This window comes from Humidesulfovibrio sp., assembly GCF_031082295.1.
Classification (GTDB): domain Bacteria; phylum Desulfobacterota; class Desulfovibrionia; order Desulfovibrionales; family Desulfovibrionaceae; genus Humidesulfovibrio.
The window spans coordinates 38,478-63,495 of the sequence record NZ_JAVHLD010000013.1 but is presented as its reverse complement, the minus strand read 5'-3'; the positions used below and the strand labels follow the sequence as shown (position 1 = coordinate 63,495).

The window sequence follows — 25,018 nt, the reverse complement described above, 5'->3', positions numbered from 1 at the left end:
ATGGCCACGCAGCCGGGCGTCATCGTCATTCGCTGGGCGCTGCGGGCCGTGCTCGTGCTGCTTTTGGCAGGCATATTCGCGTCCGTGCTGTCCATGTCCACTGCGCACGGCTGGGGCGACATCCCGGCCGCCTGCTACCGTTACAAGGATCTGATGCGCAAGGCCGCCCTGGCCGAGGCCGGGCCGGACGCGCCCGTTGCCCTGTTCATGGCGCAGATGACCCAGGAAAGCGGCTGCAACCCCGAGGCCGTGTCTCCGGTAGGTGCGCGCGGGCTGGCGCAGTTCATGCCGGCCACGGCGCGCGACATGGGTCGCCAGCGCACGGACCTGGGCCCGGCTTTGCCGACCAACCCCGTTTGGGCCGCCCGCGCGCTCTGCGCTTACGACCTCCAGAACAAGCGCCGCATCAAGGCCGCCAGCGACTTCGACCTGTGGGCCATGACGCTCTCCGCCTACAACGGCGGCCTGGGCTGGGTCTACCGCGACCAGGCCCTGGCCGAGCAGCAAGGCTATGACCGCGCGCGCTGGTGGGGCCACGTGGACAAGGTGAACGCCGGGCGTTCCGTGGCCGCCTGGCGGGAGAACCGGGGCTATCCCCAGCGCATCATGCGCAGGCTCATGCCCGTGTACGAGGCCGCGGGGTGGGGCAGGGGGGTGGCGCCATGAGCGTGTTCATCGCCGGAGAGACAAACAAGCCCCTGCACACCGTGCGCTGCCATTGCGGGGAACTGCCGTTGCTCGTGTCCGGCCCGGACGGCGCCAGCCTGGAATGCTCCTGCGGCATCAAGGTCGAGGCCCTGCCCTTTGCCCAGGTGCCGGAGCTCATCCACGCCTGGAACGACCTGTACACCATGGGGGTGAACCATGCTGACTAATCCTTTGGGCATGAGCAACCGCGGCGGCGCCATGCTGCTGGGAGCGGTGGCCGCCGTGCTGGTGGCGCTGCTCGTGGGCGGCTGGTGGGGCTGGACGCGCGGAAGCGCCAGCGCCGAGAACAAGCTGCGGGCCGAGTACAGCGCCAACCTGGCCGAGGCCACGCGCGAGGCCGTGCTCAAGCAGCAGGCCGCCATCGTTTTTTCCAACGGCTTGGCCGTGGAGCTCATCGACACCAAGCGCACCATCGAAACGCAGCGCTCCAGACTGCGGGGGAGGATCGTCTATGTCACGCGCGAGATACCTGCTGATTGCGTGCTGCCTGCTGACGCTGTGCAGCTGTGGAACCAGGCCCGGCGCCTGTCCGCCCCCGGTGTGCCCCAAGCCGGTGGTCCCGGCCGAGCTGCTGGACAAGCCGCCGCCGCCGCCCCTGCTGGTGCCGGGCAGGGCAATGCAACCATAGCCGACGCCATGGCGGACCACATCGACTACGTGGCCTGGTGCGAGGGGGTGGTGTCCCAGCGCGACAAGCTGCAAACGCTGCTCAAGGAGTGGGCGAAATGAGCGCGGAATGGGCACTCGGAGTTTCCGGCGCGGTAATATTAATTCTTCTCGGTATCATAGCCTATCTGCTGCGCTCGGACCGGGTGAGCATCAGCGACGACATCAAGGCCGGCTTTGCCGAGGTCAAGGCGCTTATCGCCGCCATCGACGCCCGCCAGCGCCAGACGGACAAGGACTGCGTGCCGTGGGAGGAGTTCGACAAACTACGCAAGGATTTGAATAACCTTGATAAACGCCAAACCATCGTCGAAACCAACTGCGCCAACCATCATCCTGGATGAACAACATGAGCGAGAGCAAATTAAAACGCAAGGCCACCGATTGGGAGGCCGTGGAGCGCCAGTATTGCCTTGGTCAACTGTCAAATGCCGAGATCGGGAACATGTTCGGCATCAGCAAACAGGCCGTGCAGCAGAAGGCCAAGCGCCATGGCTGGAAACAGGATTTATCAAACAAGGTCGCGCAGTTGGCGCGCATCAAGTTGTCGGCAGACCCGCCCGCTGTTGTCGGGGAAGTTGCCGACAACACCTCGCGCGCGCAGGCGGACGACATGGCGGTGCAGACCGCGGCCGAGGTGGTGGTGCAGGTGGTGCGCGGGCACCGCGTGGCGCTGGCCAGGTTGAACGCCTTGACCGAGCGCTTGATGAACCGCCTGGACAAGCACCTGACCGAGGTGGAGCAGGACACGCCGGAGAAGGCCGCGCTGGAGGAGCGCAAGCAGCACACGCTCGATCTCGACAAGTCCTCCAAGATGACTGCGGCCCTGGCCGCTGCCCTTTCAAAGACCATCCCTCTTGAACGCCAGGCCTTCAACGTGGACGGGGCGAGGCCGCAGGCGCAACAGGATGGCGACCTGCCCGAATCTGTCCGGGAGCGCCTTGCTATTTACGAGCGTTGAGGAAGCGCACCGCTACTACTACGACACGCTGAAGGAGGCGCGCCGGCACAGTCTGCGCGCGCTGGACGAGACGCAGCGCTTCCTGCTGCGCAACGACCTGTTCTACCTCGGCGTGCATGGGTGCGGCCGCAAGGACCTGGACCGCGAGTTCCTGCTGGAGCGCTGCCAGGTGGTGCAGGCCGAGCCGGACGGCTTTCTCGACCTGTGGGCGCGCGAGCACTACAAGTCCACCATCGGCTCCTTCCTGCTGCTCCTGCAGGACATCCTGCGCGACAAGGAAATCACCATCGGCATCTTCTCGGTCACGCGGCCCTTGGCCAAGGACCTGCTGCGCGTGCTGAAGAACGAAATGGAGAACAACCGCCTGCTCAAGCGGCTGTTCCCCGAGATCCTTTGGGACAACCCCAAGCGCGAGAGCCCCAAGTGGAGCGAGGACGAGGGGCTGATCGTCAAGCGCAACACCAACCCGCGCGAGGCGACTGTGGAGGCCTGGGGCCTGGTGGACTCCATGCCCACGGGCAAGCACTTCCGCATCCTGAACTACGACGACGTGGTGACCGAGCGCCACGTTGGCAGCCCGGAAATGATGAAAAAGACCTCGGACATGCTGCGGCTGTCCTACAGCCTGGGCCGCGTGGGCTGCATCCGCCGCATGTGGGGCACGCGCTACCACCTGCTGGACGCGCTGGGCGTGGTCATCAAGGACAAGGTGGCCAAGCCGCGCATCGTGCCCGTGACCCGTGACGGCAAGGAGAATGGGGAACCTGTTTTCTGGACACGCGAACAGGTGGCCGAGAAGCGGCGGGACCAGGGCCCGTACATCTTCGGCTGCCAGTACCTCTTAAACCCAACGGCGGACGCAGCTATGGGCTTCAAACCGGAATGGATACGCTACTACATCCCCAAGAGCCTGCACGGCATGAACATCTACATGATCTGCGACCCCGCGGGCGAGAAAAAGAAAGGCTCGGACTACACCGTCATCGAGGTCATGGGCCTGGCCGCAGACCGCAACGTCTACACCATCAAGTGCGTGCGCGCCCGCATGAACCTGACCGAGCGCACGCGAACCCTCATCGACATGCACCGCCAGTTCCGGCCGCTCAAGGTGGGCTACGAGAAATACGGCAAGGACTCGGACATCGAGCACATCAAGACCGTCATGGAGGACGAGAACTACCGTTTCGCCATCACGCCCCTGGGCGGCAGCATGGCCAAGAACGACCGCATCCGTCGGCTGGTGCCGCTTTTCGAGAACGGGCGCTGGTGGCTGCCGCAGGTGGACAACTTCGTGGACGCCGAGGGCCGCGTGCATAACGCCACGGAGGAGTTCGTCACGGACGAGTTGCTGGCGTTTCCCGTCTCGACCCACGATGACATGCTTGACACCAAATCTAGGCTTCTTGACCCTGACTTTAAAGCAGTGTTTCCAGCGGCCGCGAGCCCTTTATTAGGCAGGCCGGACACGGGAATAACTCAGGCCAGCCCTGGCTGGAGATAGGGGGAAAGAATGAGCGGTGGAGAAGCACTACCAATAATTGCGGCCATAGCCGGAGTTGCCAGCGCTGGCTCTTCTGTCGTCCAGGCCTTGGGAAGCGGAGCGTCCAAAGCCCCGGCCCAGGCCGCCACGCCGTCCTCACCGACGACCACGCCATTTTCCACCAGCAGCGCGCGCAACGTGAGCGAGACGCAGGCCGACATCCTGCGCAAGGAACAGGCGCGCAAGGCCGCTGGTGCCTCGGGCACCGAGTCCATCCTCACCGGCGGCATGGGCGCGCTGGGCAACGCCAGCACGCAGTCTGGCGCCGGCAACCTGCTGGGGATCTAGGAGCCTGCCATGGGCAAGAACAGCAAGAAGCGCGAGGCACGCCGCCCGGACCTGGGCGCGGGCATCCGCGTTCCGGACCAGCAGCAGGGCCAGCAGCAGGCCGTGAACGCTTCGCCCACGCTGAACGCGGACGTGGAAGGCGGCAAGCTGCTGCGCGACACCGACGCCATGACGCGCCAGGACTACCTGGAGCGCTACGAAGAACTGCGCGGCCAAACTCAAAAGGGCTGGCTCAATCGCTGGAAGGACATTCGCGCCAACACCATGCCCGAGCGCGGCCTGTTTGACGGAGATATCCCGAACACCGGCAACGTGGATTTCAGCAAGGTGCTGGACATCCGCACCCGCAAGTACCTGGGCAACCTGGCCGCCATGCTGCAGGCCGGGCTTACCTCGCCGGCGCGGGCCTGGTTCCGCCTCGGCACCCCTTATCCTGAGCTTGCCAAACGCCAGGCCGTGCGCCTCTACCTCGCTGAGTGTGAAAAGATCATGTACCAGGCGCTGCGGCGCTCCAACTTCTACGACTCCATCCACTCGGTCTACATCGAGTGTCCGGGCTTCGGCACCAATTTGCTCTACGGCGAGGAAGATTTTGAGCGCCTGATGAGCTTCCGCTCGTTCACCATCGGTGAATATCTTTTGGACGCCAACCACACGGGCCAGACGGATACCTTGTTCCGCGTGGTGAACATGACTGCCCGCCAAATGGGCCAGAAGTTCAAGAAGGATCGCCTGTCCGTGGCGGTGCAGAACTCGCTGCGCGACAAGCCCGGCGACTATCACCGCGTGCTGCACGTCATCTGCCCGCGCAAGGACTACGACCGCGCCAAGAAAGACAACCTGAACATGCCGTTCAAGTCCGTCTGGCTTGAGGTGGACGGCCGCGGCGAGCGTGAATACGGCATCCTGGGCGAAGGCGGCTACGTGGAGCAGCCGTTCATGGCTGCGCGCTGGGATGTGGTCGGTTCCAACGTCTACGGCGTGGGGCCCGGCTGGTACACCTTGCCGGAAATCAAGACGCTTTATTCGGCGCGCGGCGACTTCATGACCAGCGTGCACAAGGTCAACAACCCGCCCATGCTGGTGCCGCCCGAGTACCGTGACCGCATTGTGCATCTGCCGGGCGGCCAGACCTACGGCGATGAGCAGATAAAGCCGCTGTACCAGATCAACCCGGACCTGGCCAACATGGACCGCTTCATAGCCGACTCGCGCGAAGCCATCAAGGAAGGGTTCTACAACGATCTGTTCATCTTCCTGATGACCAACCCGGACGCCACGGCCACCGAGATCCTGGCCCGGCAGGAAGAAAAGATGCTGCTTCTCGGTCCGACCATCGAGCGCCTGGAAAACGACCTGCTGGACCCGGTTGTCTCGCGCGTGTTCGCGGTGCTGAACCGCGCCGGCATGCTGCCGCCTGCCCCGGAAGAACTGAAGGGCATGGAACTGCGCATCGAGTACATTTCCCAGCTGGCCGCGGCGCAGAAGGAAGTGGGTACGCGCAGCATCCAGAAAACCGTCACCTTCGGCCTGGAGCTGGCAAAGTTCCAGCCCGACCTCATGGACAAGCTGGACCTGGACAAGGCCGTCGACGAGTTCCACGAGCTCACCGGCAGCCCGCCCGCCATCGTGCGTCCGGAGGAGCAGGTCCAGGCCATCCGCGCCAAGCGCCAGGCCGAACTGCAGGCCCAGGCCCAGGCCCAGCACCAGCTGGAAATGGCCAAGGTCATGCCCCAGGCCGCGCAGACCCTTTCGCAGACGCCGGTCGGCGCCGGGAACAACGCCCTGGATTCCATCATGGGCGCGGGCAACCCGGTGCAGACCGAGCCCCTTGGACCTCCTGCCGGGCCGCGCCCGTTCGGCTTGCCGGGGTAGGCCATGAAGAAGAAAGAACCCGAACCCGTCAACCTTTCCGCCCTGGAGCACGGCCTTGGCTTTTCCCTGGCGGAAATGCGCGCGCGCATCGCCCGGGACCACGCGAGCCAGCCGGAGCTCGTGCGCGAGTACCTGAACGACCTGGCCAAGCTCCTGTCCATGCCCGAAGGCCTGCGCGTGCTGTGGGTCATTCTGGAGCGGCTGGGCCTGTTCAAGGAGAAGCTGTTCACGGGCAACTCGGAAACCTACTACCTGCTGGGCAAGCACGAGGCGGCCCAAGGCTTGTTCCGAGACATCACAGACGCGGACCCGGTGGGCGCTGCCCGCCTTTTGACCTTGAGCTACAGAGCTCAGAAACCAACACAAGGAGAGACGGATGGACACCCTGCTGAATGATGGTGCTGCCGGAGCGGATGACACCGCGAGCCAGGGCGCCGGAACGGAAGGAAACGCCAACCTGAACCAGGGCGGCAACGACGGGGCCGGAAACGGCGCCGGGACCGGGGCCGAGGGCCAGGGAGCGGGAGGAGCCGGCGCTGGCGCCAGCTTCTTCGACTCCCTGCCGGAAGAACTAAAGAACGCAATTCCCGAGGAGCTGCGTGGGTCCGAGGCTTTGAAGGGCCACAAGGACCTGGCGGGCTTCCTGAAGCGCTTCCACGACATGGACGGCGAGCTCAAGGCGCTGCCCAAGCCGCCGGAAAGCGCGGACGCCTACGAAATCCCCGTGGCCGAAGGCATGACGGTGGACGAGGCGTACAGCGGCAGCTTCCGCGCCAAGGCGCTGGAGCTGAAGCTGACCAAGGAGCAGGTCAAGGGCCTGGCCGAATGGCAGAACGGATTCCTCAAGGACGCCAGCGAGAAGCACCAGGCGGCCGAGGCCGAAGCCAAAGCCAAGGCCAACGAGCAGGGCAAGCAGATGCTCCAGAAGCCCGAGAAGGAGGGCGGCTGGGGCGCCAACTTCGACCAGAAGCTGGACCACGCCAAGCGCGCGTTCAACGCCCTGGCCGGAGACGACAAGCAGATCGTGGAATGGGCGCGCAACCCGCTCATCGGTTCCAGCGCTCCCTTCCTCATGCTTCTCAGCCGCGCGGCCGAGCGCATGAGCGAGGACTCGCTGGGCGGTGCCAGGGGCGGCGGCCCGGCCACTGCCGCCAGGACCAAGGACGGCGCGCCCATGCTCAACTTCCCCAGCATGGACAAAAAATAACGAGCCAGTATCGAGGCTGGCAAGGAGGCCATTATGGCTGAACTCACCCGCAACAAGCTGACCCTGATGGACCTCGCCAAGCGCGAGGATCCCAACGGCGACACCGCCGCCATCGTCGAGGTGCTGACCGAGGACAACGAGATCCTGCAGGACGCCATCTGGACCGAGGGCAACGACACCTTCTCCAACCTGTCCACCCAGCGCTCCAGCCTGCCCAGCGGCACCTGGCGCCGCATCAACCGCGGTGCCGGCACCGAGGTGAGCGACACCCGCCAGATCGTGGACACGCTCGGCATGCTCGTTTCCTACGCCGAGTGCGACAAGACCCTGGCCGACGCCGCCGCCGACCCCAAGGCCTTCCGCATGAGCGAAGCCTCGGCCTTTTTGGAAGGCCTGGGCCAGACCCTGGCCGAGGCCATGGTCTACGCCAATGGCAACATCGACCCCGAGCAGCCCACGGGCCTGGCCCCGCGCCTGAACACCCTGTCCGGCACCGGCACCTCCAAGAACACCACCTTGGGCTGCTCCGGCACCGGATCGGACCTGACCTCGGTGTACCTGGTCAACTGGAGCCTGAACGGCACCTTCATGTTCTATCCGCGCAACCAGCCCAACATGGGCATCAAGCACCAGGACCTGGGCGAGGTGACGCTGGAGGAGTACGACAGCTCCGGCGCCTCCACCGGCCGCAAGTTCCAGGGCTACCGTGACTACTTCGAGGTGAAGGCCGGCATGGCCGTGAAGGATCCGCGCACCGTGGGCCGCGTGTGCAACATCGAGACTTCCGGCTCCAGCAACCTCTGGAGCGACGACGTGATGCTGAACGTCATGAACCGCATGAAGAAGCGCGGCCAGGGCTCCAAGGCCTACTGCAACGGCACCGTGCTGGCGCAGATTGACAGTGCGGTGAAGGACAAGACCAACGTCAACTTCACCAGCGCGGAGATCTTCGGCGTGCCCGTGCAGCACTTCCGCGGCGTGCCCATCCGCCGCGTGGACCAGATCCTCGACACCGAAACCCAGGTCAGCTAGGCGCTGGCGTCAATCGTTAGGAGGGCAACACTATGGCTATCATGGACGACAAGCTGGTCTTTTCCGATTCGCAGTCGGTCGCCTGCGCTTCCGGCGCCAGCATCTACTCGACCAACATCATCGACCTGGGCGTGGGCCAGAACTTCTTTGGCGCGGCCAAGGCGCTCAACCCCGGCCAGGGCAACAGTCTGAACCTCAACGTCATCTGCGAGGACACGGACTGGACCAAGACCGGCGACGGCACCACCTGCACCCTGGAACTCATCCACGGCAGCGCCAACAACGGCACGGCCATCACCACCAACGCCGCGGTGCTGATGTCCAAGACCCTGACCATCACTGACTGCGACGACGGCGACCAGCTGTGGAACGTGCCGCTTCCGGCGGACGCCACCTACCAGTACCTGCAGCTCAAGATCACCACCCCGGCGGACGCGGCCATCGCCGCCGGCAAGATGACTGCCTGGCTGGGCAGCCCCATGGGCACCCCGGAGTCCATGAAGTAGGCCGCAGAACCTGAAGGGATGGGGGCGCAAGCCCCCTTGCCCGCGCGGGGCGGGGCAGCCGCCACCTCCCCGCCCCGCGCAATACATTAGTGGCGCAAGGAGGCAACATGGCTGTATTTGTATGCGAGGAAAAGACGTTCTGGAAAGGCCGCCTGTACAAGCCGGGCGAGCGCATCAGCTACCCAGCGGAGCATGCGGACAAGGTGCCGCGCCATTTTGCGCGCGTGGACGAGGGCCCGGTGGCCGAGGACGGCCCGGAGCCCGAGCTCATGGCCGCCGCTCCTGCCGCCCCGGCAAAGCCCGCTGCCAAGCCCGCCAACTCCCCGGCTCCCAAAGGCACCAAGCCCAAGGGCCCGCAGGGCTATGACCAGCGCGAGGTCGCGTTCATCGCCGGGCTGCAGACCAGCAAGCGCGCCAAGCTCTTGGCCAAGTTCGAGGTGAGCGTGCCGGGCAACGCCAGCACGGAGGAAATCGCCAAGCTCATCATCGACGCCGCCAAGGCCAAGGGCATTGACCCCTTGCACCCGACCCAGCGCGCCAAGATCGAGGCCGACCCGGCCCAGCCCGAATTGCTGGGCACCGGCGCCGAAGCCAGCGCCCCGCCCCGCAAGGCTGATCCCGAGGCCGAGGCCCAGGACGCCGCCGGCACGCCCATCAGCGAGACGCTGAACTAGACCTGAGCGGCAAGACGCACCAAGGGGGCCTCACAAGCCCCCTTTTTGAAAGGGGAGGAGCGCATGGCCACCATATCCAAAGTCAAAATCTGCAACATGGCCCTGCTCAAGATCGGCCAGGCGCGCATCGCCAGCCTGGAGCAGAGCGGGAACAAGCCCGCCGCCACCTGCAATCTGCTTTATGACCAGATGGTGCTCGAAACCCTGGAGGAGCACAATTGGGGCTTTGCGCGCAAGCGCGAGGCCCTGGCCAAGGTGGCCGACGACCCGACGGACTATTGGGCCTATTCCTTCGCGCTGCCGACAGATATGGTCAAGGCGCGCGCCATCGACCGCGACGCCGGCCTGGCCGAAATACCCTACGAGCTTGAGGGCGACCTGCTGTTTTGCAACGAGGTCGCGCCTGTGCTCATCTACACCGCCGCCATCGACGACCCTCTGCAGTTTTCCCCCGGCTTCGTGCGGCTGCTCGTGGTGCGCCTGGCCATGGAGGCCTGCACCCCGCTGCTTGACGAGGAATCCAGCACCGTGGATCTGCTGAAGCTGTACGACTACACCCTGCGCAAGGTGACGGGCTTCGACAGTTCCCAGCAGACGCCGCCGGAATTGCCCAAGGACACCTACATCACCATCAGGCGCTAGGAGCGGGCCATGGGCAAGGTCGTTCCCATCATCACCAACCTGACCGCAGGGGAAACCACGCCGCTGCTGGACGCGCGCGTGGACTTCAACAAGCTCAAGAACGCCTGCGAGGAATTGGTCAACTTCATCGTGCGGCCGCAGGGGCCGGGCACCAAGCGCTCCGGCACCATCTACGCCGGCGAGGTGGAAAACCACAACGCGCGCGCGCGCCTGATCCCCTTCAAGTTCTCCACGGTGCAGGCCTATGCCCTGGAGTTTGGCGAGGATGCGAGCGGTAACGGCTACATGCGCCCTTGGAAGCGCGGAGAGGACGGCATCTACGGCGTCATCGTGAGCAACGCCAGTCCGGTGAAGATCGGGACTCCGTACCTTGAGATTGACCTGCCCGAGCTCCAGTACACGCAGACCGCGGACATCTTGTATTCCTACCACAGCCGCCACGCCCCGCAAAAACTGACGCGCCTGTCCCACACGCAGTGGAACATGGCCGACGAGGTGTTTGGCCCGAGCATCACGCCGCCGCTCGGCGCCGCGGTGACGGCCAAGGGCACCACGGGGAGCACCAGCTACTCCTACCAGCTCACGGCCAAGGACATGGACGGCAACGAGTCGCTGCCCACGGCCACCATCACTGTGGCCAACGGCAACGCCTCGCTCTCCACCACCAACTACAACGAATGCGTGTGGAGCAACGCCGGCGCGGATGCCGTGGAAGTGTGCTGTTACCGAGGCTATGACGGCATCTTCAAGTACATAGGCTCTGCCGACCCGGACGGCGAGGTGTTCAAGGACACCGGCCAGGACTACGACGCCACCCTGACCCCGCCCGAGGACTACCAGCCGTTCGACTCCGCGGGCAACTATCCGCGCTGCGGCGCCTTCTTTGGCGGCCGCAAGTGGATGGGCGGCACTGACAATCGCCCGCAAACCGTGTGGGGCAGCAAGGTGGGCGAGCCGCAGAACCTTTCGCGCTCGCGCCCCAGCCGCGACAACGACATGGCACAGTTTACCATCGACGACAGCGAGGTCAACGCCATCGTCTGGATGACGCGCGGCAAAAAGGTGTTCCTCATGGGCACCACCGGCTCGGAGTGGATCCTCAAGTCCTCGGACGGCGGGGCCATTACGCCGACCTCCATTGACGCGGACAAGGAAACCTTCAACGGCTGTTCCACCATGCGCGCACTGGCCATCGGCTCCGTGGTGCTGTTTGTGGAGCAGTTCGGCAAGCGCGTGCTGGAGTTTGCCTACACCCTGGAAAGCGACGGCTACAACTCCCCGGACATGATGGTCCTGGCCGAGCACCTGACGCGCGACAACGTGCTGCAAGAATGGGCCTACGCGCAAACCCCGCACCGCCTTGTGTTCACCGTGCGCGACGACGGCATTTCCCCGGTGCTAACCTACTTCCGCGACCACGAGGTCGTGGGCTGGTGGCGCTTCATCACGGACGGGGCCGTTGAAAGCGTCTGCACCATCCCCGGCGAGGACCGGGACGAGATATGGCTTATCGTGCGCCGCGAAATAGACGGCGTGACCAAGCGCTACGTGGAGGTGCTGGCACCCACATTCTCCAATGACGACACTTGCGAGGACGCCTTTTTCGTGGACTGCGGCGCAACCGTGAGCGCCTGGAACCCTGCGGACACAGAAGCCACGGCCAAGCGCCTGCGCATGCAGCCGGTGAGCAACGCCACCTGGTCCAAGGGCGACGAGGTGTTCATCTTCTCCAGCAACGCCGGCAGCGGCGCGGCCTTCAACATCAACTTCGCCTCCAACGTGGGCCGGCAGTACGCGTTCCGCAACGCAGACACCACCCTGTCGCGGGCCAAGGTGACGGCCACCACAAGTAACGCGGGCAAGGTTCTGGCCAGCCTGCAGACTAGCGTCCCGGCCGAGCTGCGGGACGTGGCCGTGGCGGAGTTCGCGCGCATGTTCACCGGCCTGGTGGGCCTGGATTGGCTGGAAGGCAAGACCGTGGACATGCTGGGCGACGGCAAGCTGCTGACCCCGCAAGTGGTAACGGGCGGTGCCGTGCCGCTTCTCCAGGCTTGCGCCAAGGTTCACGTCGGACTGCACTACGAGGCGAGCATGGTCCCGCACGCCATGGAGGCCGGGTTCCAGGACGGCACCGCCATGGGCCGGGCCGCGCGCATTTCCAAGGTCGGTATCCGCCTGTACCAGACCTATGGGCTCAAGGCTGGACCCAAGAACGGCGACCTTTCCACCATCAACTTCTGCGACGGCACGGAGCGCATGGGCGCGGCCCTGGTGCCCTTCTCCGGCGACAAGGAGATAACCCTCGACAGCGGCACCGAGGCCAGCCCGCAGATTCGCTTTGTCCACGACGTGCCGCTGCCCTGCACCATCTTGTCCATCATGCCGCGCATCCACGGCACCGGAGGCTGACCATGGGCGATATCATCCAGTTTGAGCCGGACCACTTCCTGGCCATATGCCCGCGCGAGCGCCTGGACACCGACGGCGTGGAAGGCTGGAGCGTCAACGGCAGCCTGGAGCATGCCCTCACCCTGGCCAAGAGCGGCCCGGCCTTTTCCTACAGGTCAACGCAGGGCGAGATCCTGGCCGTGTCCGGGGCCACGCTGTTCTGGCCCGGCGTGGGCTGGGGCTGGGCCTTCATCGACAAGCGCGCTTTCGTGGACGCCGCGGGCCTTGTCCATGCCTTCAAGCGCGGCATCGCCGGGCTCATGAGCGAGGGCGGATTCCACCGCCTGCAGGCCACGGTGCGCGCGGACTACGACCGGGGCCAGCGCTTCGCGCACCTGGTGGGGCTGACTGACGACATCGTAACTCTGAAAAACTTCGGCCAGGACCGCATCGACCATATCCTGTTCGCCAAACTTGCGAGGTAGCCATGACCTGGGAAACTCCTGCCGTACCTGTCGATGCCGGTCCGTCCACCGGCAGCCTCGTGGATTCCACGCCCCTGTACGAGGACACCCCCTGGACCGCCTCGGGCGAATGGACCGGGCCAGGACCGGCCCCGGCGGACACGGGCACGCCCGGGTTGACCTCCGGCGGCGGCTCCTGGTGGGACCACTTCACCGACAAGACGACCTCCACCAACGTGCTCAAGGCCGCGCTCGGCATCGGCGGCCTGGCTCAGTTCATCAATGGGCGCAACGTGGCCGCCGGCCAGCGCAGCATCGGCGCCATGAACGCCGCCCTGCTGGAGAACGAGGCGCAGTTCCAGTTGGCCAAGGGCAGGATGGACGAGCAGACCGTGCGCAAGAAGTACATGGCCCTGGCCGGCAAGCAGAAGGCGGGCTTTGGCGCCTCCGGGGTCAAGGTCAACGAGGGCAGCCCGCTCATGGTGCTGGAGGACACCTACCAGGCCATGGAGGACGACGCCGCGCTCATCCGCTGGAATGCGGAAATAGCAGCCACCAAGCTGCGCAACCAGATCCCGGGCGTGCAGCGCGAGGCCACGCTGGCGGCCAACAAGTCCGCCTCCGCAGGCACGGAGTCTTTGCTCACCGCTGGCGGCCGCTACTGGCAGCTAAACGGCTAGGAGGCGCGCATGGTCAAGATTCCTGATTCCCCTGTCGGCCCTACTGTAGGCCTTCCGCAGTCCGGCGCCGGCGTGTTCGCAAAGCCCTCGGACTATGGCGACCCCAACCTTGGCCGGGAGCTTCTGCCCAAGGAAGTGATCGAGGCCATGAAGCAGGACCAGGAGCGCCAGGACGCCCTGCAGGTAATCGACACGCACAACTCCTTTGCCGACCGCGAGCGGCAGATGCTGGACAAGGTGCGCCAGACGCAGGGCAAGGATGCCCTCGGCGGCCAGGACAAGCCCGCGGTCTACGACCAGGCCATCCAGTGGTACGACGAGGAGGCGCAGAAAACCCTGGAGGCCGTGCCGAACGAGCGCCAGAAGCTGCTCCTGGCCAAGATGATCGGCTCCAACCGCGACAAGGGCCTGGACGCCGTGAGCCTGCACCAAGCCCAGCAGAAAAAGCTCTACGCCGAAAGCGTCTCCGACGGGGCCGTGCAGGCCGCCAGGCAGGGCGTGGCTCTGAAGTGGGGCGACGTGGCCGGAGTGGAGGCGGAGTACGTCAAGGCCGCCAACGCCATCAACGCCGCGCACCCGGGCGAGGACAACACCAAGCGCCTGATCCTGGCCCAGCAGGACATTTACGGGCACGCGCTGAACCTGGCCCTGGCCTACGGCGACAAGGATGACTTTGCCTACGCCAAGGAACTTTTGTTCGGCCAGAAGGGCAAGGACGGCCAGCAGCTCACCGAGGGCATCCGCGACAAGATTTCGCCGGACATGCAGGCCCACGCCGTGACCACTCTGCGCGTGCAGGAGAAGAACACGGCCAACATGGACACCTATTTCGGCGTCATGGCCGACGCCGGCAACAACCCGGCCAAGGCCGTGGCCCTACTGAACGATGCCAACTACGTGGCGTCCAAGGGCCTCAAGGGCGACACCTGGCGCAACGTCATGGCCCTGGCCGAGGGCCGCGCCCACTACCTCCAGGGGCAGCAGGACCGCGCGCGCAGCCTGGCCAACGAGGCGGCCAGCAAAAAGCTGGTCGGTTTTTGGATGGAGAACAAGGGCGACGTCTCGCCCGAGGCCTGGATGCAGTTTGCCAAGCAAAACCCAGCGGCCGCCGGGCACGTCATCCCCTTCATGCAGAACAGCATGAAGGCCCAAAACGAAGCCCAGGCCGCGGCCGCAGACTATGCCATGTTCCAGGCCAGCCTGAACGGCAGCTTGTCCTCGCAGGGCTGGCAGCTTTTGGCGCAGCACGCGCCTTCCCTTTCCACCGCCCGGCGCGACCACTGGACCAAGATCGTTTCCGATGGCCTGGACATGAAGCCCGCTTACGAGGCGTTCAAGCAGTCCGCGGGCGCGGCCGGGCTTTCCTTCCACGACAAGCCCAAGGACGACAACGAGGTCAAGCAGAATGGCGAGTACGTGCGCACGCTGCGGGCCTACGAGGACGAGGTGCGCAGAAACCCCAGCATGAGCCCTGCGGACATGCAGAAGGTGGCCGACAAGTACACCGCCCCGGTCGTCACCGGCCGCACCACATGGGGCAGCGGTCCCGGTTTTTGGGGCGGGCTGTTCGGCTCCAGCGGCGACAAAACGACCTTTGGCTCCGCTCGCTACGGCGGCGGGCTGGCGCAATTCACGGGCGAAAGGGCGGACCTGAAGCCCACGGCCAAACAGATGTCCAAGCTGGGCATGATCCCCAGCGACGAGGCCGCGCTCAAGTATTACCAGACCCTTGGCAAGGACTCGCTTATCATCCGGCAGGGCGTCATGAGCCTCATGGACGAGCTGAACGCGGGCCGCAAGGACAAGTACCCGGTGAACGAGCGCACCATTGAACGCATCGAACGCGACGCCCTGGCCAAGTACGGCCCGGACTATCTCTTTAAGAAGGGGCAGCAGGCATGGCTGGCGCAGTAAAAAACCTCTTTGACGTGCTGGAAGGCGACAAGGCCAGCGGCACCGAAACCATGCTGCCCGTGGACTTTGCGCCCGTGCAGCGGACCGCCCCTGACTTGATCGAAGGCCTGCAGGCCGAGGACCAGGCCCGCGCGGACAAGGCCCCCAAGTTCCCCGGCGCCATGCCTTTCGGCCTCAAGCCGCTGGAGCCCATCGCCCCGGACGTGCTGGCCGAGAACGTGGTCCAGGCCTTCAAGCGCACGGGCAACATGGCCCCCGACCAGGTGGCCGAGGTGCGCAGCCTGGCCAGGCAGACCAGCCTGCCCGAGCCGTTTGTGCAGGCCAACCTAGCCCAGGTGCGCGACATCGCCAAGTACCCGGACCCCAACGTGCCCGAGCTCACCCGCGACAACCCCGGCACGGCCTTGTTCCTTTCCGACCCGGCCAACATGGCCCTGGCCAAGGACGACGTGGCGGCCCTGCAGCGCCTGGAAAACTCCCTTGCCGATCTCTGGCCCGGCGTGCAGGCGGCCCAGGCCGCGCGCGACACCTCGCCCTGGAGCGCGTGGGACCGCTTCTGGCAGAAGAACAGGCCCGTGGACGAGCGCACCGGCGTGGCCTGGCTGGCCAGCGCCCCGGGCCAGGCCTGGGAGGCGGGCAGGCAGCAGGACGCCCTGGCCTTCGCCTATTCGCAGCTGCTGCTTGAGGGCGACCGCCCGGAACTGCGGCGCACCATCGGCCAGATGAAGCTGGCCCAGGTCCAGGTGCCCAAGGCCGAGTCCTACCTGGAGAAGATCCTGACGGGCGGCGTGGTGCAGGCCGCGCAGTACCGCGACATGCTGCCGGATATCGGCTGGCCCTCCCTGGCCGGCGGCGCGCTCATGTACGGCACCACCCTGGCCGCCACCAAAAACCCGGCCTCCGCAGCCGTGGCCGCGGAGCGCGGCATGAAGGTGGGGGCAGGGGCAGGCGCCTACTACAGCATGTTCAAGCTGGAAGGCGGCAGCGCGTTAGAGGAATACATGGGCTACACCGATGCCAACACCGGCAAGCCCATCGACTTTAAGCTGGCGCGCGGCATGGCCGTGCTCACCGGCGCCGTCAACGCCGGCATCGAGGCTGCCGAGCTCGCCGTGCTGCTGGAAATGACCGGCGTGAGCAAGGCCGTGAGCGGACTGAGCGAGGCCACCAAGCGCCAGTTCGTCAAGGAGGCCGTGGTCAAGGGCATGGGCCTGCCCGGCACGCGCGCGCTCATGGCGCGCATCGGCGCCAAGGGCGTGTGGGCCTGGCTGCTGGAGTCTGGCCAGGAGGGCCTGCAGGAGCTGGTGACAATCTACTTCGGGGAACTGGCCAAAGACATGCACAACGCCCAGGCCCCGGGCAACTATATCGAGCCCATGAGCCAGCAGGCCAAGGGCGAGCGCGTGGGCCAGACCGTGGTGGACGCCAGCGCGTCTTTCCTGCCGCTCATCGGCGCCGGCACCGGGCTTGGCATGTTCCGCACGGCCAAGTCTTTGGCGCGCGCCCGCGTGGTGGAGGCCAAGCTCAACGACTTCAAAACCACGCTTGATGCCAACCGTTTGGCCCAGCGCAGCCCCGAGGCCGTGGAGCAGGCCGTGCGCACCATGACCGGCACCCCGGAAGGCCAGGAGGCGCCGCCTCTGTTCATCAACGCGCGGGCCTTTGACGGCTATTTCCAGCAGGCCGACGCCATGGACGAGGCCATGCGCGTGCTGGAGGTCATGGGCATCAGCCAGGACGAGTACGCCCACGCCAAGGCCATCGACGCCGACCTGGCCCTGCCCACGGACAAGGTGGCCTCCACCCTGGCGCAGGGCAGGCATTGGGAGGCCCTGGCCCCGGACCTCAAGGTCAACGCCTTTGACATTTCCGCGCGCCAGGCCCTTGGCCTGGACATAGAGGCCGAGCAGGTGCGCATCCAGGAGCTGGCCCGCGCCTTTGACGAGGCCCAGGTGCCCCAGCACGAGGTGGACCGCCTGGCCGGGGAGCTCATGGCCACGGGCCGCGTGTCCAAGAACCAGGCCATCATGACCGCCAGCCTGTTCGGAAACCTCGCGCGCACCTTGACCCAAAGCGGGCACGAAACCCCGGCCGCCTGGTTCGAGCGCAACAAGATCCGCATCCAGGCCGACAGCCTGGAGTCCTTCAAGCGCCGCTTTGGCGACCGCGTGAGCGCTGCGGACCTCGCGCCCGTGGCGGACCAGGAAGGCGGCCAGCAGCAGGGCGACATCCAGCGCGGCAACCGCGTGGCCGTGCCCATTGCCGAGATCATGCAGAACGTGCGCACGCGCCTTGAGGGCTATCAGGCCAAGCTGGCCGAGGAAATGGCCCGCGCGGACGGGGCCAACCAGGATTCCATCGCGGCGCTTTCGGCGGCCATCGACCGCGACCAGACCAGGCTGGAGCGCCTGGGCAACCAGGTGGACGACGGCCAGACGCACATCGAGGGACCGCTGTTCCAGGCGCCCATGAACGAGGACGTGGACCTGAACCGATCCGTGCCGGTGCTGGACGCCGGCGAGACCATAGACCTGAACATGCACAAGGCCGCCATGCGCAAGCAGGCCCTGGCCAACACCAAGCAGCACGTGGGCCACGTGGTCAACACGGACACGGGATGGAACATTGCCCTTTCCGAGCGCGGCGCGCGCCACGTGGCCCAGGACCACCCGGACGAGGGGCACTACCCGGCCATGGTGCAGGTGATGACGGTGCTCTCGGACATCGTGAAAAACGCGGTGCTGGTGGAAACCCACCTGGATTTGAAGAAGCAGGCCGGCGTGGCGCAGGTGCATCGCCTGTACTCCCCGGTGCGCGTGGGCGACAGCATCTACGTGGTCAAGCTGACGGTGAAGGAGGCCGAGAAGGGCGTCAAGGAGTTGGAGGACTTCCGGCTGTATGACCTGCGCTCGGAAAAGAAGATGCCAACCGGTACCTCCGCGCCTTCTTCCGGCAAGAGCCAGAGTCCCACGCGGCCAGCAGTTGGCATTTCCGAAATGACAGTATTGTCTATGCTCGAAGGTGTCAAGGACCACGAGGGGCGGCTGTTCTTTCAGTCGGCGCCCGCGTTCTACTCGCCCACGGCGCGCTTTTTGGAAGGCATCAACGTCAAGAAGCCTCAGCCGGCCAAGTTCTGGCTCAGTCAGTTTTGGGACAAGAACGGCACGCCCAAGCCAGGACTGCGCCCCGAGGAACTGTCCGATCTTGGGTTGGAGCACTACATCCGCGTGGCCCAGGACTCCGACGCGAAGATCAGCAAGGAGCAGGTGCTCCAGTTCATCAAGGAAGGCGGGCCGAGGCTGGAGGAAATCACCAAACGCAGCAACAGCAAATACAACTATACGGGCAACGAGTGGCAACAGGCTATCAATGAAGCCGAGGCGGCGGGAAATTGGGACGAGGCGGCGCGTATTCAAGAAGCCTGGGAAGGCATCGACGAGGAAACTGGCAGCACGGCGAACACGCCGAAGTTTGCCAGCTACCAACTCCCCGGTGGCGAGAACTACCGCGAGGTGCTGCTGACGCTGCCGAGCCAGCGCACGGACATGACCTTTGCGCAGTTCTTGACCGATTATCGCGCGCGTTTCCCGCAGGCAAAGGCGACCGACGCCGAAGTACGTGGCTTTTACGACCGTGGCGTGATGGTGCCAAAGGAGGGCAAGATCACCGCGGCGGCAAGCCCGGATGTGTACCGCTCACCGCATTGGGAGGAGCCCAACGTCCTGGCCCACGTGCGCCTGAACGACCGCATGGACGCGGACGGCAACCGTGTGCTGTTCATCGAGGAGATCCAAAGCGATTGGCACCAGGCAGGGCGGAAGAAGGGATATTCCCAGGAATTGGTGGCGGGAAGCCAAGCCAAACTTGACGCGCTTCAAGCCGAACTTGACCGCTTGTTAGACGGACGCTCTGCGGACCAACTGCCAACAGAAGCGGAGAAGCAGCAGGCCAATAACCTATACTATGAAATTTACGATGAAAAAGTGAGGCTTGAAGGCAAGCGTACTGTGGGCGTGCCTAACGCCCCCTTCAAAAAATCCTGGGCCATGCTGGCCTTCAAGCGCATCCTGCGCGAGGCCGTGGAAAAGGGCTACGACGCCGTGGCCTGGACCACGGGCGAGCAGCAGGCCGCGCGGTATAAATTGAGTGCTTCTCTGGAAAGTATCGCTTGGCGCCAGAACGGTGGCGGGCCACAAAGAATCGCAACGCTGGTGACGACCGATGGTGCCCAGGCAGACCTGTTTATCGGCGCTGACGGAACGATTGGCCGCGTTGACTCGCGCAACAGGGCTTTTGACGGTTTGGTGAACAAGCCGCTGGATGAAGCTATTGGCAAGCCCATGGCTGAAAAGATCATGGCTGAGGCCGAGGGCAAGGAGTCCGGCAACGGTCTGGACATCGGCGGCGGTGGAATGAAGGGCTTTTACGACAAGATGTTGCCCAAGGCCGTGGCCGAGTACGTCAAGAAGTTGGACCCCAGCGCCAAGGTGGGGGAGACGAACCTTGACGCCGGAGAGTTTAAGGTCAACCGAGATAGCCAGTCCCAACCCTACCGCCTGGAGCGCCGGGACTCGCCGGACATTCTTTCGCGCCACAACACCGCTGCGGAAGCCTGGGCCGAGGCAGAGCGCTTAGGCAACATCTCGGTCCATTCCCTGACCATCACCCCGGCCTTGCGCCAGACCGTGGCCGATGGCCAGGCGCTGTATCAAAGCATGGCAGGCAGCAAGTACGGCGCCATCCATTGGGAGCACGGGCAGACCATCATCAGCACGTTCGAGAAGGCCAACGTCTCCACCGTGCCGCACGAAAGCGGGCACCTGTACCTGACCGAGCTGGAGCGTTTGGTCGGCCTGGGCCACGCCACGGCCCAGCAGGAGGCGGACCTGGCCACCATCCGCGCCTGGCTGCGCGAGAAGGACGAGCGGATCTCGGAGGAAGGGCAGGAGCGGTTCGCCAACGGCTTCCTCACCTACCTGCGCGAAGGCAAGGCCCCCACCGAGGCCATGTACGAGGTCTTTGCCAAGTTCAAGCGCTGGCTCCTGGCCCTGTACAAGGCCGCGCGCGGCGCCGGCGTCAAGATCAACCCCGAGATCCGGGGCGTGTACGACCGCATGCTGGCCACCCAGGAAGAACTGGACGGCGCCCGCAACAAGTACGGCCTGGAGCCCATCTTTGCCGGAGAGACGAGCCTGGACGAGTCCGTGCTCACCAGGCAGGAGCTGGACGCCTACGAGACGCTGGCCAACCGCGCGTCGCTCGCCGCGGACATCGAAATGCAGAAGTACCACGAGGCCGAGCGCCGCAAGTACCGCCAGCAGCTGGTGGAGCACTTCGACGACGAGCTGCGCAACAACAAGGCCTATCGCCTCGTCACCTACCTGGCCTACAACTACGACCCCCTGATGCAGGAGCGCCCGGACCGCAAAGCCAAAGACTACAAGCCAGGACCCAAGATTAACTTGGAAAGCGCGCGCTATCTGTGGGGGCAGGACGTGAACGAGCGCGTGCGGCCCGGGCTTCTGTCCAAGGACTCCACCTACACCGTGGAGCAGGCCATGATCGAGTTCGAGTTCGACTCGCCCGAGGCCGTGCTGGAGGCCTTGAACTTCAAGGGCGGCGAGCAGCGCCGCGCCTTCGTGGAGTCCGGTTTGGCGCAGTTCGATGCCGATTGGAACGAGTACGGCACCCCGTGGGCCAACGAGCTGCAGGAGAGGCGCCTGGACGCCGAGGCCCGCATGCTCCAGCGCCTGACGCGCAACTTCGTTCCGGCCAGCATGGAAGGCATCAAGCGCATGGTGTCGCGCAAGGTCGAGAACATGACCGTGGCCCAGCTGCAATCCAGTTTCCAGAACCTCAAGGCCGCCGTGGCCAAGGTCGGCCAGCAGATCAAGCAGGACAAGTTCCTGTTGGCCGTGGCGCTCAAGAACGAGGCCAACATGGCCGTCAAGGAGCAGCGCGAGGTGGACAAGGCGCGCGTCGCGGTCCTGCGCGAAAAGTGGGCCGAGCGCGTGTCCGAGGCCAACGAGCGCCGCCGCCTGGCCCTGGCCGAGATCCGCGAGCGCACCCAGGCGCGGGAGGAAATGTCCAAGCTCAAGGACCTGTCCAAGCGGATTTTCTATTCCAAGCGGATGGACTTCGACTACCGCGAGCAGGCCATGGCCATCGTCCAGCGCTTTGGCCTGGGCACGCCGACCATGGCCCCGGCCATGCCCTACGACATGCCGCCCCTGCTGCAGTTCGTGCAGGAAAAGGGCATCGACGTGGCGGCCCTGGCCGAGATTCCGGCCTGGCTGTTCTCCGAGCCGCAGTCCGGCTTCCGCTCGGTGCAGACCATGACCGTGGCGCAGATGCGCGAGCTCAAGGGCGCCCTCAACTATCTGCACCACCAGGGCGTGAACGAGCGCAAGATGCTGGGCCTGGCCGAGGACCTGCTCATCACCGACGTGGCAGAACGCTCGGTCGTCACCATGAACCAGCTGACCAAGGGGCCCAAGGCCTATTCCGAGCGCGAGCGCGAAAGCCGCAAGGTTCTCATCCGGGCGCGCGGGCTCATGGCCGAGCTGGGCATGGTGCGCTATTGGGCCGACGCGGCGGACGGCTTTACCAACCACGGGCCCAACTCCAAGGCCGGGAATACCACCACCTACCTGGTGCATCCCTTTGACCAGGCCGAGAGCGACAAGCAGCACGCCCTGCGCCAAATGGGCGACAAGCTGGACAAGATATTCGAGCCCTACCTGGCCCAGGACCGCGCCGAGGTGTTCAAGATCGAGGGCGTGCCGCTGCGGGCCGAGGTGGCCCAGGAGTGGGGCGGCCTGTGGGACCGCCAGAAGGTGCTCATGGTGGCGCTCAACATGGGCAACGAGGGCAACATCCGCGCGCTTATGGGCGGCTACGGCTGGACCTACGACCATCTGGCCAAGATCACCGAGCGCCTGACCGCCGACGAATGGCGCATGGTGCAACAGATTTGGGACACCATCGACGAGCTCTACCCGCTCATCGACCACGTGCACCGCGTGGTCAACGGCGGGCCGCTCATCAAGGTGGAGCCCCTGGCCCTGGATTCTCCGGCCGGGCACCTGCGCGGCGGGTACTTTCCGCTCATCTTCGACCATCGCCTGAGTGACAAGGCCGCCTTCCTGGGCGGGCTGGACAAGCTCATGAACGAGGTGGAAACCGGAGCCTACGCCGACGAGATCCAGCACACGGCGGCCGTGTTCCGCAAGTCCAACCCGGTCAACTCCTTCACCAAGGAGCGCAAGGGCTCCAGCCTGCCGCCGCTTTTGTCCCTCGGCGTGCTGTCCTCGCACATCAATTCCAGCCTGCACTTCATCCACTACGGCCTGCCCCTGCGCAACGCCTACAAGCTGGTGGCCGTGCCCGAGTTCCGCACGGCCTGGGTCAAGGCGCTGGGCGAGGACTCATACATGGAGCTGGGCAACTGGCTGCGCCGCCAGGCCCGGCCCAGCCTGGTCATGCCGGGCAAGTTCGACAAGATGTTCGAGAAACTGCGCGTGCTGGGCAGCCTGCAGGCCCTTGGCCTGTCCATGCAGACGGCGTTGACCCAGCTCTCCAGCGCGTCCATGTCCTGGCAGGAAATCGGGTTCAAGGCCTTCATGAAGGGCGCGGCCATCATGGCCGAGCACGGGGCCGACGCCTTTGCCGTGGCTGCGGACCTTTCGCCCTACATGGCCGACCGCAGGCACAACCTTGACTCCACCATGCACGACCTGGTGATGCGGCTCGACCTGGACAAGCACCAGATCAAGCTGCTGCAAAAGGTCGGCATCAACCTCACGGTCAAGGACTACCAGGATTTCATGTTCTCGCTCATCCAGACCATGGACGCTTTGGTGGCCTATCCCACGTGGTACGGCGCCTACGACCAGGCCCTGAACCAGCGCGGCATGGACCCGGCCAGCGCCGTTGCCTACGCGGACGAAAAGGTCAAGCGCGCTCAGGCCAGCGGCGGCATCGTGGACGCGCCGACCTTTTTGCGCTCCGCCGGCGTGGCCAGGCTGTTCTCCATGTTCATGTCCTTCTCGGCCAATCTGCTGAACAACCAGGCCTATTTCATCCGGGGCTGGCGCGAGAGCATGATCTCCAGCCAGGACTTTATGCGCCACGTCATGCTCTCCTGGGTGCTGCCGCCGCTCTTGACCTCGTGCATCATCGCCTGGGCCAAGGGCGAGCCCTGGCCGGAGTTCCGCGACCTGTTTTTTGACCTGTTCGGCTACCTGCTTTCGGGCCTGCCCCTCATCCGCGAGGGTGTGCGCTCCATCGAGTTCGGCGGCCGCGCGAGCGGCGCCGCGGCCCTCAAGCCCGTGGAGGACGTAGGCAAGTTGGTGCAACGCACGATGAACCTGCTTGACGGCAAGAATAGGGACGGCGAGTTTTTGCTGGCGGCGCAGTCCCTGGTGGATCTGGTCGGCTTCAGCGTGGGCATTCCCACCCGGCCCATCTGGCGGGCGGTGCAGGGCGTCCACGACATGGCCGAGGGCAAGACGGTAAACCCCATGCGCCTGTTCTTCCGCGCACCCAAGGAGGCTAAGTAATGGCGTTCTCCACCGATAAAAACCGCGAGGACTATTCCGGCAACGATGCCGCCACGAGCTTTCCGCTGCGCTTTCCCTTCCAGCAGGACGCGGACGTGGTGGCCATCATCACCAACACCCTGGTGACGCCCAACGTGGAATATCCGCTTGTGCAAGGCGTGGACTACAGCCTCACGGGCGCCGGGGAGTCCAGCGGCACGCTGACGTTCCCCTTGGCCGGGAGCGCCTATCCAGTGCTGCCTACGGGCTGGACCCTTACCGCCAGACGCGTGCCGGGAATGACCCAGGAGACGGATTTCCAGCCCGGCGACGGTGTGCCGGCCGAGCCGCTGGAGGACTGCCTGGACCGGGCCATCATGGTCTGCCTCGCCCTGCAGGAGCAGATCAATCGTTGCCTGGCGCTGCCGGTGTCCTATTCCGGGGCCACCCTTTCCGTGCCCAGCCCCGTGGCCAACGCTGTGCTGACATGGAACGGATCGGCAAACGCCCTGGTCAATGGGCCGACAACGACGCAGATTTCTAGCGCGGAAGGCTTTGCCCAGGCCGCGCAGACTGCGGAAACCAACGCCGAGGACGCCGAACTCGCGGCCGTGGCCGCCAAGGATGCAGCCGAAGGCTTTGCCGCTGCCGCTGCGGACAGCGCGGACGAGGCCGCTGCGGCGGTCGGCACGGTGATGATAAGCGCAACGGATGCGGCGTCGGGATATCTTGGCCAAAAGCTTGGTCTGGCTTCCAATTCCGGACTGCTTGTGTCCACTCTTAATCCTGGTGGAAATGAGGTGCTTGTTTTTCGGGTGGATATAGGGACCGATCCAGACCAGGTTCCAACAAATGCGGATATTCCAGACGTCCCGGCCAGCCTCACAGTGGCCGCCAACCTTGTACTGCAAGCAACCTGTGGAGGTGCATAAT

The 25,018-nt window shown here is 65.2% G+C and carries 20 protein-coding genes; all 20 read left to right on the top strand.

What is annotated here, in order from left to right:
• The 20 genes from RDU24_RS08865 to RDU24_RS08770 all read left to right on the top strand — a co-directional run bounded on the left by RDU24_RS08865 (position 1) and on the right by RDU24_RS08770 (position 25,017).
• On the top strand, positions 1 to 666 hold the full coding sequence (locus tag RDU24_RS08865; protein ID WP_308735385.1) for a transglycosylase SLT domain-containing protein: 666 nt from the start codon (positions 1 to 3) through the stop codon (positions 664 to 666).
• A complete protein-coding gene (locus RDU24_RS08860) occupies positions 663 to 875 on the top strand; it encodes a hypothetical protein (protein ID WP_308735384.1) in 213 nt (70 codons plus the stop codon). Before RDU24_RS08865 ends, RDU24_RS08860 begins: the two co-directional genes overlap by 4 nt.
• Positions 865 to 1,437 (top strand): hypothetical protein, encoded by a 573-nt coding sequence (locus RDU24_RS08855; protein ID WP_308735383.1) that lies wholly within the window; start codon positions 865 to 867, stop codon positions 1,435 to 1,437. Before RDU24_RS08860 ends, RDU24_RS08855 begins: the two co-directional genes overlap by 11 nt.
• On the top strand, positions 1,434 to 1,718 hold the full coding sequence (locus RDU24_RS08850; protein ID WP_308735382.1) for a hypothetical protein: 285 nt from the start codon (positions 1,434 to 1,436) through the stop codon (positions 1,716 to 1,718). The genes RDU24_RS08855 and RDU24_RS08850 overlap by 4 nt, the downstream gene beginning before the upstream one ends.
• A gap of 5 nt (positions 1,719 to 1,723) precedes the next feature.
• Positions 1,724 to 2,335: a hypothetical protein gene (locus tag RDU24_RS08845; RefSeq protein ID WP_308735381.1), complete on the top strand. Its 612-nt coding sequence runs from the start codon at positions 1,724 to 1,726 to the stop codon at positions 2,333 to 2,335.
• Entirely contained in the window at positions 2,316 to 3,836 is a 1,521-nt protein-coding gene (locus tag RDU24_RS08840) for a phage terminase large subunit family protein (RefSeq protein ID WP_308735380.1), read from the top strand. Before RDU24_RS08845 ends, RDU24_RS08840 begins: the two co-directional genes overlap by 20 nt.
• A 9-nt stretch (positions 3,837 to 3,845) precedes the next feature.
• Positions 3,846 to 4,163 (top strand): hypothetical protein, encoded by a 318-nt coding sequence (locus tag RDU24_RS08835; protein ID WP_308735379.1) that lies wholly within the window; start codon positions 3,846 to 3,848, stop codon positions 4,161 to 4,163.
• A gap of 9 nt (positions 4,164 to 4,172) precedes the next feature.
• Positions 4,173 to 6,038: a portal protein gene (locus RDU24_RS08830; protein ID WP_308735378.1), complete on the top strand. Its 1,866-nt coding sequence runs from the start codon at positions 4,173 to 4,175 to the stop codon at positions 6,036 to 6,038.
• Between the two features lie 3 nt (positions 6,039 to 6,041).
• The gene (locus RDU24_RS08825; protein ID WP_308735377.1) at positions 6,042 to 6,434 is read left to right on the top strand and encodes a hypothetical protein; all 393 of its coding nucleotides are present in this window, start codon (positions 6,042 to 6,044) and stop codon (positions 6,432 to 6,434) included.
• Entirely contained in the window at positions 6,415 to 7,245 is an 831-nt protein-coding gene (locus RDU24_RS08820) for a hypothetical protein (protein WP_308735376.1), read from the top strand. Before RDU24_RS08825 ends, RDU24_RS08820 begins: the two co-directional genes overlap by 20 nt.
• A 33-nt stretch (positions 7,246 to 7,278) precedes the next feature.
• Positions 7,279 to 8,277 carry a major capsid protein gene (locus RDU24_RS08815; protein WP_308735375.1) on the top strand — a complete coding sequence of 333 codons (999 nt, stop codon included), beginning with the start codon at positions 7,279 to 7,281 and terminating at the stop codon, positions 8,275 to 8,277.
• Positions 8,278 to 8,309: 32 nt separating this feature from the next.
• A complete protein-coding gene (locus tag RDU24_RS08810; protein WP_308735374.1) occupies positions 8,310 to 8,783 on the top strand; it encodes a hypothetical protein in 474 nt (157 codons plus the stop codon).
• A gap of 107 nt (positions 8,784 to 8,890) precedes the next feature.
• Entirely contained in the window at positions 8,891 to 9,457 is a 567-nt protein-coding gene (locus RDU24_RS08805; protein ID WP_308735373.1) for a hypothetical protein, read from the top strand.
• Positions 9,458 to 9,520: 63 nt separating this feature from the next.
• Positions 9,521 to 10,099: a hypothetical protein gene (locus tag RDU24_RS08800; RefSeq protein ID WP_308735372.1), complete on the top strand. Its 579-nt coding sequence runs from the start codon at positions 9,521 to 9,523 to the stop codon at positions 10,097 to 10,099.
• Positions 10,100 to 10,108: 9 nt separating this feature from the next.
• Entirely contained in the window at positions 10,109 to 12,508 is a 2,400-nt protein-coding gene (locus RDU24_RS08795; protein ID WP_308735371.1) for a hypothetical protein, read from the top strand.
• Positions 12,509 to 12,510: 2 nt separating this feature from the next.
• A complete protein-coding gene (locus RDU24_RS08790; protein WP_308735370.1) occupies positions 12,511 to 12,972 on the top strand; it encodes a hypothetical protein in 462 nt (153 codons plus the stop codon).
• Positions 12,973 to 12,974: 2 nt separating this feature from the next.
• Positions 12,975 to 13,631 carry a hypothetical protein gene (locus RDU24_RS08785; protein ID WP_308735369.1) on the top strand — a complete coding sequence of 219 codons (657 nt, stop codon included), beginning with the start codon at positions 12,975 to 12,977 and terminating at the stop codon, positions 13,629 to 13,631.
• A gap of 9 nt (positions 13,632 to 13,640) precedes the next feature.
• Positions 13,641 to 15,545 (top strand): hypothetical protein, encoded by a 1,905-nt coding sequence (locus RDU24_RS08780; protein ID WP_308735368.1) that lies wholly within the window; start codon positions 13,641 to 13,643, stop codon positions 15,543 to 15,545.
• On the top strand, positions 15,530 to 24,106 hold the full coding sequence (locus RDU24_RS08775) for a hypothetical protein (protein WP_308735367.1): 8,577 nt from the start codon (positions 15,530 to 15,532) through the stop codon (positions 24,104 to 24,106). Before RDU24_RS08780 ends, RDU24_RS08775 begins: the two co-directional genes overlap by 16 nt.
• Entirely contained in the window at positions 24,106 to 25,017 is a 912-nt protein-coding gene (locus RDU24_RS08770; RefSeq protein WP_308735366.1) for a hypothetical protein, read from the top strand. Before RDU24_RS08775 ends, RDU24_RS08770 begins: the two co-directional genes overlap by 1 nt.
• Position 25,018: the final 1 nt, after the last annotated feature.

Coding starts and splice junctions, on each gene's coding strand:
- RDU24_RS08865 (WP_308735385.1), top strand. CDS start 1: ATGGCCACGCAGCCGGGCGTCATCGTCATTCGCTGGGCGCTGCGGGCC.
- RDU24_RS08860 (WP_308735384.1), top strand. CDS start 663: ATGAGCGTGTTCATCGCCGGAGAGACAAACAAGCCCCTGCACACCGTG.
- RDU24_RS08855 (WP_308735383.1), top strand. CDS start 865: ATGCTGACTAATCCTTTGGGCATGAGCAACCGCGGCGGCGCCATGCTG.
- RDU24_RS08850 (WP_308735382.1), top strand. CDS start 1,434: ATGAGCGCGGAATGGGCACTCGGAGTTTCCGGCGCGGTAATATTAATT.
- RDU24_RS08845 (WP_308735381.1), top strand. CDS start 1,724: ATGAGCGAGAGCAAATTAAAACGCAAGGCCACCGATTGGGAGGCCGTG.
- RDU24_RS08835 (WP_308735379.1), top strand. CDS start 3,846: ATGAGCGGTGGAGAAGCACTACCAATAATTGCGGCCATAGCCGGAGTT.
- RDU24_RS08830 (WP_308735378.1), top strand. CDS start 4,173: ATGGGCAAGAACAGCAAGAAGCGCGAGGCACGCCGCCCGGACCTGGGC.
- RDU24_RS08825 (WP_308735377.1), top strand. CDS start 6,042: ATGAAGAAGAAAGAACCCGAACCCGTCAACCTTTCCGCCCTGGAGCAC.
- RDU24_RS08820 (WP_308735376.1), top strand. CDS start 6,415: ATGGACACCCTGCTGAATGATGGTGCTGCCGGAGCGGATGACACCGCG.
- RDU24_RS08815 (WP_308735375.1), top strand. CDS start 7,279: ATGGCTGAACTCACCCGCAACAAGCTGACCCTGATGGACCTCGCCAAG.
- RDU24_RS08810 (WP_308735374.1), top strand. CDS start 8,310: ATGGCTATCATGGACGACAAGCTGGTCTTTTCCGATTCGCAGTCGGTC.
- RDU24_RS08805 (WP_308735373.1), top strand. CDS start 8,891: ATGGCTGTATTTGTATGCGAGGAAAAGACGTTCTGGAAAGGCCGCCTG.
- RDU24_RS08800 (WP_308735372.1), top strand. CDS start 9,521: ATGGCCACCATATCCAAAGTCAAAATCTGCAACATGGCCCTGCTCAAG.
- RDU24_RS08795 (WP_308735371.1), top strand. CDS start 10,109: ATGGGCAAGGTCGTTCCCATCATCACCAACCTGACCGCAGGGGAAACC.
- RDU24_RS08790 (WP_308735370.1), top strand. CDS start 12,511: ATGGGCGATATCATCCAGTTTGAGCCGGACCACTTCCTGGCCATATGC.
- RDU24_RS08785 (WP_308735369.1), top strand. CDS start 12,975: ATGACCTGGGAAACTCCTGCCGTACCTGTCGATGCCGGTCCGTCCACC.
- RDU24_RS08780 (WP_308735368.1), top strand. CDS start 13,641: ATGGTCAAGATTCCTGATTCCCCTGTCGGCCCTACTGTAGGCCTTCCG.
- RDU24_RS08775 (WP_308735367.1), top strand. CDS start 15,530: ATGGCTGGCGCAGTAAAAAACCTCTTTGACGTGCTGGAAGGCGACAAG.
- RDU24_RS08770 (WP_308735366.1), top strand. CDS start 24,106: ATGGCGTTCTCCACCGATAAAAACCGCGAGGACTATTCCGGCAACGAT.